At 39.3% G+C, this 13336-nt stretch carries 14 protein-coding genes and 1 riboswitch; of the genes, 10 read left to right on the top strand and 4 right to left on the bottom strand.

Annotation, left to right across the window (positions count from 1 at the left end):
* The first annotated feature begins 245 nt into the window (after positions 1–245).
* On the top strand, positions 246–710 hold the full coding sequence (locus M2353_RS06620) for a MarR family winged helix-turn-helix transcriptional regulator (RefSeq protein WP_088004396.1): 465 nt from the start codon (positions 246–248) through the stop codon (positions 708–710).
* 30 nt (positions 711–740) lie between these two features.
* On the opposite strand, the gene M2353_RS06625 is transcribed toward M2353_RS06620, so the two are convergent.
* Positions 741–3164: an EAL domain-containing protein gene (locus tag M2353_RS06625; protein ID WP_284725164.1), complete on the bottom strand. Its 2424-nt coding sequence runs from the start codon at positions 3162–3164 to the stop codon at positions 741–743.
* Positions 3165–3412: 248 nt separating this feature from the next.
* Between M2353_RS06625 and M2353_RS06630 the strand changes: the two genes are divergently transcribed.
* From M2353_RS06630 to M2353_RS06645, 4 genes are all read left to right on the top strand, one after another.
* Positions 3413–4027, top strand: a complete 615-nt coding sequence (locus M2353_RS06630) for a DedA family protein (protein ID WP_045034956.1) — start codon at positions 3413–3415, stop codon at positions 4025–4027.
* 78 nt (positions 4028–4105) lie between these two features.
* A riboswitch (yybP-ykoY riboswitch) is annotated at positions 4106–4276 on the top strand.
* Positions 4277–4308: 32 nt separating this feature from the next.
* The gene (locus M2353_RS06635; RefSeq protein ID WP_045034957.1) at positions 4309–5100 is read left to right on the top strand and encodes a TerC family protein; all 792 of its coding nucleotides are present in this window, start codon (positions 4309–4311) and stop codon (positions 5098–5100) included.
* 215 nt (positions 5101–5315) lie between these two features.
* A complete protein-coding gene (gene sigI, locus M2353_RS06640; protein ID WP_008346139.1) occupies positions 5316–6071 on the top strand; it encodes an RNA polymerase sigma factor SigI in 756 nt (251 codons plus the stop codon).
* The gene (locus M2353_RS06645; RefSeq protein ID WP_284725165.1) at positions 6068–7261 is read left to right on the top strand and encodes an anti-sigma factor domain-containing protein; all 1194 of its coding nucleotides are present in this window, start codon (positions 6068–6070) and stop codon (positions 7259–7261) included. Before sigI ends, M2353_RS06645 begins: the two co-directional genes overlap by 4 nt.
* Before the next feature lie 39 nt (positions 7262–7300).
* Here the strand turns inward: M2353_RS06645 and M2353_RS06650 are convergent, their stop codons facing one another.
* Both M2353_RS06650 and M2353_RS06655 read right to left on the bottom strand, forming a co-directional pair.
* Positions 7301–7495, bottom strand: a complete 195-nt coding sequence (locus M2353_RS06650) for an alpha/beta-type small acid-soluble spore protein (protein ID WP_008346135.1) — start codon at positions 7493–7495, stop codon at positions 7301–7303.
* A gap of 124 nt (positions 7496–7619) precedes the next feature.
* The gene (locus M2353_RS06655; RefSeq protein ID WP_284725166.1) at positions 7620–8336 is read right to left on the bottom strand and encodes a DUF1836 domain-containing protein; all 717 of its coding nucleotides are present in this window, start codon (positions 8334–8336) and stop codon (positions 7620–7622) included.
* A 278-nt stretch (positions 8337–8614) separates the two neighbouring features.
* On the opposite strand from M2353_RS06655, the gene htpX reads away from it, so the two are divergent.
* The 5 genes from htpX (at position 8615) to M2353_RS06680 (ending at position 12171) form a co-directional block, all read left to right on the top strand.
* Positions 8615–9514, top strand: a complete 900-nt coding sequence (gene htpX, locus M2353_RS06660; RefSeq protein WP_284725167.1) for a protease HtpX — start codon at positions 8615–8617, stop codon at positions 9512–9514.
* A 143-nt stretch (positions 9515–9657) separates the two neighbouring features.
* The gene (locus tag M2353_RS06665) at positions 9658–11004 is read left to right on the top strand and encodes a TrkH family potassium uptake protein (protein WP_007498761.1); all 1347 of its coding nucleotides are present in this window, start codon (positions 9658–9660) and stop codon (positions 11002–11004) included.
* A 299-nt stretch (positions 11005–11303) separates the two neighbouring features.
* A complete protein-coding gene (locus M2353_RS06670) occupies positions 11304–11831 on the top strand; it encodes a DUF421 domain-containing protein (RefSeq protein ID WP_045034960.1) in 528 nt (175 codons plus the stop codon).
* Positions 11828–11989, top strand: a complete 162-nt coding sequence (locus M2353_RS06675) for a hypothetical protein (protein WP_284725168.1) — start codon at positions 11828–11830, stop codon at positions 11987–11989. The genes M2353_RS06670 and M2353_RS06675 overlap by 4 nt, the downstream gene beginning before the upstream one ends.
* Entirely contained in the window at positions 11986–12171 is a 186-nt protein-coding gene (locus tag M2353_RS06680; RefSeq protein ID WP_284725169.1) for a hypothetical protein, read from the top strand. Before M2353_RS06675 ends, M2353_RS06680 begins: the two co-directional genes overlap by 4 nt.
* Positions 12172–12200: 29 nt before the next feature.
* Here M2353_RS06680 and M2353_RS06685 read toward each other — a convergent pair whose 3' ends face one another.
* The gene (locus M2353_RS06685; protein ID WP_017367116.1) at positions 12201–13220 is read right to left on the bottom strand and encodes an acyltransferase family protein; all 1020 of its coding nucleotides are present in this window, start codon (positions 13218–13220) and stop codon (positions 12201–12203) included.
* Positions 13221–13336 lie beyond the last annotated feature (116 nt).

Genomic DNA, 13336 nt, shown 5'->3' on the forward strand with positions numbered 1-13336 from the left:
GCCTTTACAGATTATGTTAAAATTTGTCGTAACATGATGGTTTGCTGGAAAAGCTTTTTTTCGAGATGATTGTGAAAAATAAGAAGGATTTTAAAAGTTTATATCGAAATCTTATACATAACACGAATGGAGTCACTTATGTGGTTGAAAGGGTTTTCAAAAACGTACTTCTATTTTTTACGAAAGGCTCCAACTGCACCGCAAGAAAGCCTTGAAGTTAAAAAAATATTATAAGAGGTAGATATGTGATGAGACTATCGTTTAATGAAGAAGAAGTAGAACGTTCAATGACGCTTTACAAAGTTTTTGCAAGGGCATTTAAAAGCGTTTCCGAACACAGTATTAGAGACAGCAAGGAGCATGGATTCAATCCAACTGAATTTGCCGTTCTCGAATTACTGTATACGAGAGGTGCTCAAAAACTTCAGCAAATCGGCTCAAGACTCCTGCTTGTCAGCGGGAATGTTACGTACGTAATTGACAAGTTAGAACGAAATGGTTTCATTGAAAGAGAACAGGACCCAAAGGATAAGCGGTCAGTTTATGCCCATTTAACAGATAAAGGGCGCAGTTATTTGGATAAAATTTATCCAATCCATTCTCTTCGAATTGCGCGGGCGTTTTCTGGTCTTTCGCGTGAAGAACAGGAGCAATTAATTAGTCTGCTGAAAAAAGCAGGTATTCACAGCCAGCATTTGTTATTTAGATAAAACGAAAAGGTGCCATGGTTGGCACCTTTTTTATGTATCCAGCTGATGAGCAGGATAGGCGATAAATTTTTCAATGTCACTAGCTGGAAGTGGCTTGGCATAATAAAAGCCTTGTAGATCGTCACAGCCCTGCGCAGATAAAAGTTGCGCTTGTGCAAAAGTTTCAACACCTTCAGCAATGACTTCTAGAGATAGCTGGTGCCCCATTGCAATAATAGCCCCTGTGATTTGCTCAGACTTTGAATCGCTCAAAATATCCTCGATAAATGATTTATCAATTTTCAGGCGGTGAATCGGCAAATCCTTCAAATAGCTTAAAGAGCTGTGGCCTGTACCAAAATCATCAATACTAATACGGACGCCAAGTTGTTTTAGAGATGTCAGTACTTGTTTTGACTGCTTGATGTTGTCCATTGTCATGCTTTCTGTCACTTCAAGCTCAAGAAGTGATGGTTGAAGGTCGTATTTTTTTAGCGTTAGTTTGATCAAATCAATTAAGTCTTCAGAGTTAAACTGCTTAGCAGATAAATTGACCGCTACAGGGATTTTCAATTGCTTGTCATACCACAATTTTGCTTGCTTACATGCTGTGTCAATGACCCACCTTCCAATATCGATAATCAGGCCCGATTCTTCAGCAAGTTCAATGAAAGCCTCTGGTGATTTTAGAGAACCGTCTGGTGCTTTCATTCTTAAAAGGGCTTCAACACCTGTCATCTGTCTTGTTTTGGCGCTGATTTGCGGCTGATAATGAAGCACAAACTGCTTTCTTTGAATGGCATCTCGTAGCTCCAGTTCGCGATTGAGTCTGTCCTCACTCAATCTCTCCATAGATTCAGTAAAGAATTCATAGCGGCTTTGTTTATGTTTCTTTGATAAATACATGGCCATATCTGCTTTTCTCATCAATTCCATACCATTCTTACCGTTTTGCGGAGAGATGGCGATTCCAATACTAATGGATGTAATGAGCTGATGGTTTTGAATGAAAAAAGGACGTTCAAATTGGCGAATGATGTTTTTCAAAAGCTGTTCAATTTTATGTGTGTTATGCTCCATGTGAGGAAAGATCATTAAAAATTCATCCCCGCCAATTCTTGCAATAAAGCCATTGTCAGGCAAACATTTGGTTAGTCTGTTTGCGGCGGCTTTCAACAGCAGATCGCCTATGTTATGACCAAGGGCATCATTAATAATTTTAAACCGATTTAAATCAAGAAAAAGAACTGCCGTTGACGTTTTTGTCTCTTCTTGAGCGGATAAAACATCATTTAAATGATTAATTCCGTGACGACGGTTCGGAAGTTCAGTTAATGCATCATAATGTGCCATCACATGAATTTCTTTTTCAGCAATCTTCTGCTGGGTTAAATCCTTTAAAACGAGATAAATGCTGTCAAGTGTATGGTTGACGTGTACGGGTATGTATGTAACATGATAATAATAAAACCGATCTGCTGCTTTCAGTTCTGCTTCACGCGTAATTGCTTTTTTTGATTGATAAATAAAGTCTTCCCACATCTCAGTTGGCATGACGTATTGACTCACATCATCACCAATCCAAGAATTGCACATTTTCAAAATGTGTTTGCCTGGGTCATTCGCAGATATCACTTTTCGATCAACAGATAACACGATAATACCATCTATATTATGTTTGATCAGTGATTGGAACCGCTGTTCATTTTCTTTTAGCTGATCTGATTGTGACATAATCCGATGATCAATATAGGCGCCGAAAATCATGAGTGATTGGACGATAAGCGTCATCAGACCGATGAAAATGGACAGGCTAAATGGTGACATTTCAAGAGAACCACCCGCAGCGACCTGACCATCTGAATGAAAAAACATCGTCGAAGACGCCATGCCAGTGTAATGCATGCCCGCAATAGCACCGCCCATCATCAGTGCACCCGCTATTTTTAACAGCTGATCCTCCCGCCTTTTCTCAGAGCGATGGAGCCGGAAAAAAAGGTGTAATGAAAAGAATGAAGCGAGCGCACCAATAAAAAACGAAAGAAAAAAGAGAACAGGGTCATAGCTGATGGTGACATTCGCCATTGATTCCAATCCGAGGTAGTGCATGCTGCAAATAGCTGAGCCCATCGTGATCGAACTAATCAAGAGTCGCCTTGTGGAAAGTTGCTGCTGAATACATATTGAAAAAGCAATGAAAGAACCGATAAAAGAGGCCAAAATCGATAAAATGAGTAAGGGTGTTTCATATGTGATACCAGAGCGTAGATGAAACGCCATCATGCCAATAAAATGCATTGACCATATTCCCATCCCCATGATCATCGCACCAATGATCAACCATACTCTTTTCTTTGCGCCGCTCGACTGGATCACCCGGCTGGCTAATTGAAGAGCTGAGTAGGAGGCGACAGCGGCGACAGCGACTGACAGAAAGACAAGCCATCCGTTGTAACTTCCTGTTAAATGTGTCATGTAAGAAAACCTCCTGTATCTAAAAACAGACATATACTTAATATATCGGATCAAGTGGCGCCTGTGTTCACTTTTCCTTTACTTAAAAAGGGCATTCAGCATTTTTTTTGAACATTTTTTATAGTAAAATCAAATTTAATGTAAAAAAACGAAGAAAAGTGAATCATTTTTGGTTTTTTATTCGTTTAATAGGTGGGACGGTACGATTTGCAAGCATAGCCTGTCAAACTGATTATGTGTGAAAGGGATTGATAAACATCGAAGATTTTATTATTTCATTAGCTGATGCCTTTAAGAATTTGTCGTACTTCGGCATCTTTCTTGCATTATGCATTGAATTTGTTCCTGCTGAAGTGGTGTTGCCTCTTGCAGGTTACTGGGTTTCAAAAGGGGACATGGCCTTCATTGGTGTTGTGGCTGCCGGTTCTATTGGCGGTGTGGCAGGCCCCTTGACCTTGTACTGGTTAGGGCGTTATGGAGGGAGACCCTTTTTAAATAAATATGGGAAGTATTTCTTTGTTAAACCTGAGTCACTTGATAAATCGGATGCCTTTTTTGAAAAGCATGGCGGATTTGTTGCGTTTAGCGGCCGGTTTATTCCAGGGGTCAGAACCCTTATTTCCATTCCGTGCGGGATTGCGAAGATGAATGTGTGGGTTTTTTGCCTGTATACGTTTTTGGCGATTACGCCGATTACATTTGTGTACGTGTATTTAGGATTTGTCCTTGGAGAGAACTGGCAAGAGGTTGGAACCATTTTAGAACCATATGTATTGCCGATTGGGATTGGTATGCTCTTGTTGTTTGTTTTCTACGTGTGGCTCAAACGAAGAAAAAGAAAAACAGAAACACCAACGGCTTAATCAGCGGGTGAAGATGAAAAGTCACCTGTTGACAATCCGGGGTCTGTTGATTATGATATAAGTAATCTAAATATTCTTAATCCCACCAAAGGGGAGTAGCGTCCGGTTATCACCGGAAACAAAGTCGTCATTACATGGAATCTCATTCCATCGGCTTTGTTGGCATGATTTACATATCACATGTCTAGCAAGACCTTTGCCATTATAGGCAAAGGTCTTTTTTGCATTCATAAGCCTTTGTCTGTTGTGGGACAATAGATAAAAAATAAGGAGGAATGATGATGGATGCAGCAATTATTTTAGAGTACGGGTGGGTTCTTCTCGTATTGATTGGATTAGAAGGGATTTTAGCAGCTGATAATGCGCTGGTTATGGCTGTGATGGTCAAACACCTTCCTGAAAAACAAAGAAAAAAGGCATTGTTTTACGGACTTGCGGGAGCATTTGTCATGCGATTCGGTTCTCTTTTTCTTATTTCGTTTTTAGTAGATGTGTGGCAAGTTCAAGCCATTGGCGCAATTTATCTTCTCTATATTTCGATTCACCATATTTTAAAATCGCACGTATTTAAGAAAAAGGAAGCAGACACAAACATGAAACAAAGCGGCTTTTGGGCAACCGTCGTAAAAGTTGAGCTTGCTGACATTGCATTTGCAGTAGATTCTATTTTAGCAGCCGTTGCATTAGCTGTGACTTTGCCAGCAACAAACCTTCCACAAATTGGCGGGCTTGATGGCGGTCAATTTATTGTCATTCTATTAGGCGGTATCATTGGTCTAGTGATCATGAGGTTTGCGGCGACTGTATTTGTGAAACTGCTTAAAACGAGACCAAGCCTAGAAACAGCAGCATTTGTCATTGTCGGATGGGTTGGCGTGAAGCTGACGCTCTATACACTTTCTCATCCAGCTATTGGGGTCGTGTCCTCTCATTTCATTCATTCAACATTATGGAAAATCATTTTCTGGACGGTCCTTCTCGCGATTGCAGCATTTGGCTGGTTTTTATCAAGTCCATCAAGAAAAGGCGGCCAACAAAACGAGGAAAAACAAGAGAAGCGGCTGGAAGAGTAGGTTTTTTGAAAGAAATATCATTTCATTTTCATAACACGTATATTACAAAAAAGGGGGGGATACCCCCTTATTTCTTTGCTTTTAAACGAAACGTTGTAAAGTAGATAAAGAAATACATGTCACAATTGAGTAACAGGAAATGAATTCCTCATTTCTTCCTTTGCGCTTCCCTCATAAATTAGCTATCATAAATGAGTAATATAGGGAGAACTGAGGTGAAACCATTGCTTAGCCTTTTGTTTAAAAAGGGAAAGAAAAAGCAAACATTAGAGCAGTCGGCAATCAACATCCAACAGGGTGATACCGAGCTGCAAAATGCATTAATAGAGCAATACAAACCATTTGTCGCTAAGACGGTTTCATCCGTTTGTAAACGATATATAGATGAAAAAGATGATGAATTTAGCGTAGGCTTAATTGCCTTTAATGAAGCGATAGAAAAATACTCTGCCGAAAAAGGCAACTCACTCCTTGCATTTGCGGAGTTAATTATTAAAAGAAAAGTAATCGACTATATTCGAAAAGAAGCAAGAAACGCGCCAACGGTTCAAATGGACCTTCAAGAAAGTGAGAATGGCGAATACTCGCAAAGCATGATTGAAGCAGAGCTTTCTGCAAATGAATATAGGCGTTTAATTGAACAAGAACATAGAAGAGAAGAGATTGAACATTTTAAAGAACGATTGAAAGTATATGGTCTTACGTTTCAAGAACTGCTTGAGCATTCACCAAAGCATGCGGATGCGAGACAAAATGCCATTAAAGTGGCCCATACACTCGTTAAGCACGATGAACTGAGAACCATTTTATTTCAGAAAAAACAATTGCCAGTCAAACAGCTGGAAAAGCTAGTGGAAGTCAGCCGCAAAACGATTGAGAGAAATAGAAAATATATTATTGCGATGGCGATCATTATGACAGGTGATTATGTGTATTTGAAAGATTACCTTAAAGGGGTGCTTAATTCATGAGAAGAGGCATTATAGTAGAGAAAAACAAAAAATATGTCACACTGCTGACCCCTGATGGACAATTTCTGCGGACAAAGTATGAACAGCAAGACTATGAAATCGGTCAAGAAGTGATGTTTCCGAATGAATCACGTCTCGAAAGAAAAAGAGCCGGTTTTTTTGACCTGCTTCGTTTACGTCCGTTAAATGCAGGAATTCTATCAATTGCAGCAATTATTGTCGTGATCTTCACTATGATGCCATCTTTCTCAAGTCAAAAAGCATATGCATATATGACGATTGACATTAACCCAAGTTTTGAGCTGAAACTCGATCACAATTATCAAGTGATCGGTGTCACTCCGCTGAATAAAGATGCGAAGCAAGTACTGGCCAGTATGAAAGATTTAGAAAAAAACGACATGACCAAAGTCGTGCAGGAAATCATCGATGATTGTGATAAAAAAGGATACGTGAACCACTCTAAAAGCATTTATATTTCTACTGTTTATGAAAACAAGCAGGATCATACATACAAAACAAACGTAAAAAGTAAAATCAGCACCATCTCGGGGGAATATCAAAAGCGCAATTATAAGCTGGAAACTGTGGAAGGTGACCTGGAAACAAGAGAAAAGGCACAAAAAGCAGGCATTTCAACAGGAACTTATATTAGAAATCAAGAAATGCAAGACAAAGAACAAGAGGACGTTAAAAAAGAAGATGAAGATCCAGCAGATGACGAGGCTGTCAAAGAAGAAGAGCCGAAAAATGCTGATGAAGATCAAAAAGACGAAGACAAAAAAGAAGATATAAAGACAGACGGTAGCGATGAGATGCAGCCTGATAAAGAAGCTCCTGAAGGCGAAGACAAAGAGCAGAAGGAAGTTGAGAGGGAAGAGCAAGGAGCTGTTCAAAAGCCTCACCAAACAAGCCCTCATCTTGACAACAAAGAGAAAAAGGGAAAAGAAGAAAAGGATCGCTCTTTTGAAATAGACAAAGAGCAAAAAAAAAATCACTCAACTGATCCAGATGAAAAAAAACATCCAAACGGCACATCACGTGGTGATGCTGAAAAGCATGTAAAAAAAAACGACAGTGGTCAGAATCGTCCGTACGGCGAACGTAACAGAGATGGCGTCAAACAAAAAGGAAAAAACACATCGCCCTCATACCGTGAAAACCGGGATGAGCCTACATATGAACAGTAAAAAAACGCCAGAATAGATCCGGCGTATTTCACCATGTCTTTATTTAGTTGAATGGCCCATTTGAGATTGCGCCTGCTGTACGAGTCTTTTTGTCATCTCGCCGCCAACAGAACCGTTTGAACGTGCGACTGTATCTGAACCGAGATTCACGCCAAATTCTTGAGCAATCTCGTATTTAAATTGATCTAAAGCTTGTTCTACTCCAGGAACAAGAAGTTGATTTCGATTTGCCATCACATATTCCTCCTTTCACCTCATGTTTGTTGCGCCTTCTTATTTTGAAAAAAACAGCCTGCAATTATGCTGGCAATTGCTGCACAAAAAAGCCGAGGTGATGAAGGTCACCTCGGGCTCAGTTTTAAGCCTTTTTCAGCTGAAGCGTATTCAACATCATTTCTTGCGCTGTGCTTTGCAAGTGAGAAGTGAAAACGGAGAAAACGGTAGAACTGATAATGCCTTTAATCAAATGCCATTGCGGCTTCGTCAATTCTATAAACTCTTCGTGGAGCTTGTCCGTCTGCTCTTCTGTCATTTCTCGTAAATTCGTTTCCTTTAATGGAAAATGTGTATGGTGATAAATAAAATCAAGGACGTGCGCATATGCTTCATAAAAACGGATGGGGCTGATAATATCATCCGTTCGATCTGTGATCGTATTAAATAAGGCAGATAAAATCGTACGAATAGCATCAAAATCAAATACTGATTTTAAATCCCGGACAATTAATAAAATAACGACTTGATCAATGGAGTACTTCTTGCCAAGCTCTGGATGACCGATCATATCTTTAATATCGCGCTTGATCCAGTTTTGAATGGCTGTCGATTTAAGAGAAGTCAGCTCACACAAGTTGCCAAGCTCAACGATTTCGTTCGTTGAAAGTCCGTGCTCTGATTTTTGCTTCCGCCGTTCGAGTTTTTCAAAAAACGAAGGGATTTTTAATTCATCATATTCATGTTCCTTATCGCTTTTTACAGATAAATTCAAAAGCTGAAGCGGAGTCTGATCTCCCTCGCCTTTTAGAGAATACAGAAGTCTCGTCATGTCAATTCTCGTTAATTTAAAAGTCACCATGTTCCACCTCATTTGTACGTCAAAAACGTGATTATTGATCTAATTCAACATCATAATCTCTTTTTAATAAAAATGCAAAATAAACTAAAATAGGACCGCTGCGTCACAATTTGTTCACTTATTTGCGGATGCAAGTAGCGTAATCATTGAAATGACGAGGTTTTAGCCAGTATGATAAACATAGAAAACGATTCCTTTTTCCTTGCAATTTGAGACGTTTATTTTTATAATTTTATTAATAAGTTCAAATGAACTTAATATGACAGCGGAGGTTATGTATGGGTAAAAGAATATTTCTGTTTATATTAACGAACATTCTTGTTATCACTACGATTGGTATTGTCCTATCGGTTATTAGTGCAACAACTGGTGTTGGTTCTTATATAGGAGCAGACGGAAGACTTAATATCCTTTATCTTCTTGTATTCAGTGCAGTTGTTGGTTTTGTAGGCTCGTTTATGTCACTAGCGATGTCTCGCTGGATGGCAAAAATGATGATGGGTGTGCGTGTGTTAAATCCAGAAAAGGATTCTTTAACATATGATGAGCAGCAGCTTGTTGACCGCGTTCACAGACTATCAAGAGCAGCAGGCCTTTCTAAAATGCCTGAGGTCGGTATTTACCAATCATCTGAAGTAAATGCATTTGCGACAGGTCCTTCTAAAAGAAGATCGCTTGTTGCCGTATCAACTGGATTGCTTCATGAAATGGATGATGCAGCAGTTGAAGGGGTTATCGCTCACGAAGTCGCTCACGTAGCGAACGGTGACATGGTTACAATGACGTTACTTCAAGGAATCGTCAACACGTTTGTGGTCTTCCTTTCAAGAATTGCGGCATGGATCGCAAGCCGTTTCGTTCCACGTGAAGAGCTTGTGCCGATTGTTCACTTTATCGCTGTGATCGTCTTCCAAATTATTTTCTCTATCTTAGGAAGCCTTGTCGTATTTGCTTACTCTAGACATCGTGAATTCCATGCAGACCGCGGCGGTGCGGACCTTGCAGGAAAAGATAAAATGATTCATGCGCTCCGTTCACTAGAGGCGTATACATCAAGAATCAAAGATGACGATCAAGTAGCTGTTGCTACACTGAAAATCAGTGGTAAAAGAAAAGCTTCTCTTTTCTCAACACACCCTGATTTAAACGAAAGAATTAGAAGACTAGAAGCAAAATAAGAAAGATCAAAAGACATTCTGCGTAAGGATGTCTTTTTCTTTTTGATGAAAAAGTAAATAAAGCACAAAATACCTTTAAAATCTTCTTTCTTTTCATTAAAATGATATAGTATTCGAAAAGAAAGATAAAAGAAGGAATAACCATGAATCCAATGAAAAAACTAATCGACCGGCTGTCGGCTTTTCAGTTGATTGCCCTTTATTATTTTCTTGCTGTGACCGTGTCGTTCATTCTACTCAGCCTGCCAGTGGCTCACCAAGAAGGAGTCAAATGGACATTTATTGATGCGCTGTTTACAGCTGTGAGTGCTGTCAGTGTCACGGGTCTGACTGTCGTCGATACGTCACAAACATTTAGTGTGACCGGGATGTGGATCCTTGCATTTGTTTTGCAAATCGGCGGTATCGGCATTATGACCCTTGGTACATTCGTCTGGCTGGTTATGCGAAAAAGGATCGGCATTAAAGAAAGAAAATTAATTATGGCAGACCAAAACCAGAGCAACTTATCAGGAATTGTAAAACTCATGAAGCAGGTCTTGTATTTAATCTTGCTGATTGAGTTTGTAGGCGGTCTGATTTTAAGTATGTATTTTCTAAAGTATTACGATGTGCAAGGCGCTTTTTTACACGGATTTTTCTCTAGTATCAGTGCCACAACCAATGGAGGATTTGATATTACTGGGAATTCGTTAATTCCTTATAAAGATGACTATTTCGTCCAATTTATCACGATGCTGCTCATCATTTTTGGCGCTATTGGCTTTCCGGTACTTGTCGAAGTAAAGGATTATTTATTCAATCAAGACCGAAAACATGCATCGTTTTCATTGTTTACGAAAATTACAACAATCACGTTTGGCCTCCTTGTTGTCGTTGGGGCAATTGGGATTTATGCACTTGAAGCTCGGTTTACTTTTCTAGGGAAGAGCTGGCATGAAATCTTGTTTTATTCTTTGTTTCAATCAACAGCCACCAGAAGTGGCGGGCTTTCGACATTAGATATTACGCAATTGACAGAGCCGACACTGTTATTTTTATGTTTGCTGATGTTTATCGGGGCATCTCCAAGCTCGGTAGGGGGTGGAATTCGGACAACCACGTTTGCCCTTAATTTACTTGCTTTGTTTCACTTTGCGAGAGGAAATAAGTCCATTAAAATCTTTAAAAGAGAGCTTCATCAAGCGGATATTAATAAATCCCTCATGGTGACGATGATGGCCTTTATTTTAGTGTTTGGTGCTACGTTTCTGTTAACTTTATCAGACCATCATACACTTCTTGAAACTTTATTTGAAGTTTGTTCTGCCTTTGGAACAACGGGACTGTCGCTCGGAATTACGTCTGACTTGTCGGTATTTGGTAAGTGTATTATTATGGTGGTCATGTTTATAGGACGGATTGGAATTCCAAGCTTCTTGTATTTAATTGGCCGCCGGGAAAGTGAAGCGAATTATCATTATCCGAAAGAGCGTGTGATTATCGGCTAACCAGCATTCCTACTGAATGCTGGTTTCAGCGTGTAGACAAACCCTCGCATTCTTTGTCAGTCCTGCGTGCTGGTGCTCACGAATGTCAAATTCGCTCCGCGCCAGTACTCGCCCTTCCTAGACTTCAAAGGTTTTCTATCACGCTGAAAGAAGACAAAGAGTTAAAATAACGATCATTTTAACTCTTTGTCGACAATCAGACCAGCATTCCTACTGAATGCTGGTTTTTTTATTTCCATTATATAACTGGCTAAATCACAAGGGATGTTCGCAATCTATAGGTAAGAGGTGAAAGAGACGTGCTGGATGTGTTATGGAAAGCAATTGTAATGCTACTCGTTGGTACCTTGCTGCTGAGAATAGCAGGACCTAAATCCATTAGTCAATTAACGGTTCAACAGACAGTCATCATGATTTCAATTGGATCGATTATTATCCAACCCTTCATTGAGCATAATTTACTTGAAACCATTTATGCAGCGACCATCTTTATTGTGGCACTTGTGGTGATGGAAAAGCTGTCAATTCGGTTTGATTTCTTTGAAAAATTGGTTTCAGGGAAGTCTGTGGTGATTTTAGAGGATGGAGAAATGCTTGATCACAAGCTGAAAAAAACGCGTCTGACAAGGGACGAATTCAAAATGCGCTTAAAGCAGCAGGGCATCACAGACATCAGCAGTCTCAAAAAAGCAACGCTAGAAGCGAATGGGCAAATTGGATATGAGTTAAAGCCTGAGGAAAAACCAGTGACAGTCAAACAAATGAAAGAGCTGTTTGATCAATTGAGCGAAGAACTAAACATGTTAAAAAGGAATGATGACAAATGAAAAGAAAAGCAGCAAAAAATGAAGCACTCACGAATAATATGACGCCTACAGAAAGCATGGCACACGATCAAGGACAAACACAATTTGACGAGCAATCAGAAGACCGCCAGGCGAACCGAAATTCTCATCAAGGTAAACAGGGGGGGAGCATCTCGTGACTAAAAAGCATGTGAAAAGTAAAGATATGAAAGACCATAAAAAACCGATGAACCCCGATATGTTAGAAGAGGAATTTGGCAGCGAGCTAGGAGATATAAACAGCAGTAAATGGATTGATACCTTAATGAAGCCTAAAAAAAACGATGAATGTCACACTGAACAGAAAAACAAAAATAAATAGAAAAAAACGATCCTGAGAGATCGTTTTTTCTATTTAATATAACTGTTTTGTCTGCCAGTAATGGTTCGCATCAGACTGGTCATTTTGAGCTCGATGACTGGTTGTGCAACAGTTTTAACAAATGTACTAGATAGGGTAAAGGTTAAGAGGACCGTAAGTAGCAATAGAATCAATACACTTGCCGTATTTAGAGCCCAATCATCAAACCAAGTCGTTCTTAAAAGCTTAATCACAAAGCCATGAAGTAAATAGACATAAAGCGTTCTTGTGCCCCATTTGGTAAAGAAGAACCGGCGTGTTGGGACTAATGCAAAGAAACTAAAGGTAGCAGCAAATGCAAGTAAATACCATACCATTCGTTTCATAGCTGCAATGAGTCCTTCATCTCCAAGAGAAGCGTAAGACTGTGACCCAAATAAAAAGGAATAATCGAATTCATAAAAATAGCAAAACATGAACACGGCCATCAGTACAAGAAGTGCAGTCAGTTTCCCTTTGCTTGTTCGGATAAATTCAAAGTGCTGCTTTTTTAAATAAAAGCCAGCTAAAAACATCGGCAAAAAGACAAACGTACGAGATAGGCTGAGCGTATCGCTAATGCTGTCCACGTAACCGACAAGTAACGCCATCGATAAACTAACAATCATTGCCCAGTGGAATGGCAGTTTTGAAAAAGGAATGAGTAGTAAGTTCCAAAAGAATAAACTGATTAAAAACCATAAAGACCATTGTGGATCAATCGGATTTAAGTTAGAGATGCTTTGATCCTGTAAGAAATAATAATACACAGAATAGATGACCTGAAAAATCAAATATGGGATGATCAGCTTAACTGCGACTTTTTTCATAAAACCTGGTTTTCTAAAACCTTTGGCAAAGAAGCCAGACACCAATATAAAAGCGGGCATATGGAATGTATAAATAAATTTATATAAGTAGAGTATCCAGTCATTATCATGTATGAATGACCGTAACAAATGACCAAAAACAACTAGAAAAATCAGAAGAAATTTTGCATTATCAAAATAACTGTCTCTCGTTGACGTCATAACATCACCTTTCCTGCTTCATTTCGAACATAAACGTTCTATGTGCACTGTTCCCTCATTTGCCCCATTTTAAAATACAAATTGGCTCATTTCGCTATTTGATGTGAAATTGTAGA

This window comes from Bacillus aerius (assembly GCF_029894105.1).
Classification (GTDB): domain Bacteria; phylum Bacillota; class Bacilli; order Bacillales; family Bacillaceae; genus Bacillus; species Bacillus altitudinis.

Bases quoted from the DNA above. Each gene is read 5' to 3' on its own strand.
- M2353_RS06645 (WP_284725165.1), top strand. From the start codon at position 6,068: ATGAGAAGAGGCATTATAGTAGAGAAAAACAAAAAATATGTCACACTG.
- M2353_RS06625 (WP_284725164.1), bottom strand. From the start codon at position 3,164: ATGACACATTTAACAGGAAGTTACAACGGATGGCTTGTCTTTCTGTCA.
- M2353_RS06655 (WP_284725166.1), bottom strand. From the start codon at position 8,336: ATGGTGACTTTTAAATTAACGAGAATTGACATGACGAGACTTCTGTAT.
- M2353_RS06685 (WP_017367116.1), bottom strand. From the start codon at position 13,220: ATGACGTCAACGAGAGACAGTTATTTTGATAATGCAAAATTTCTTCTG.
- M2353_RS06635 (WP_045034957.1), top strand. From the start codon at position 4,309: ATGGATGCAGCAATTATTTTAGAGTACGGGTGGGTTCTTCTCGTATTG.
- M2353_RS06665 (WP_007498761.1), top strand. From the start codon at position 9,658: ATGAATCCAATGAAAAAACTAATCGACCGGCTGTCGGCTTTTCAGTTG.
- M2353_RS06675 (WP_284725168.1), top strand. From the start codon at position 11,828: ATGAAAAGAAAAGCAGCAAAAAATGAAGCACTCACGAATAATATGACG.
- htpX (WP_284725167.1), top strand. From the start codon at position 8,615: ATGGGTAAAAGAATATTTCTGTTTATATTAACGAACATTCTTGTTATC.
- M2353_RS06650 (WP_008346135.1), bottom strand. From the start codon at position 7,495: ATGGCAAATCGAAATCAACTTCTTGTTCCTGGAGTAGAACAAGCTTTA.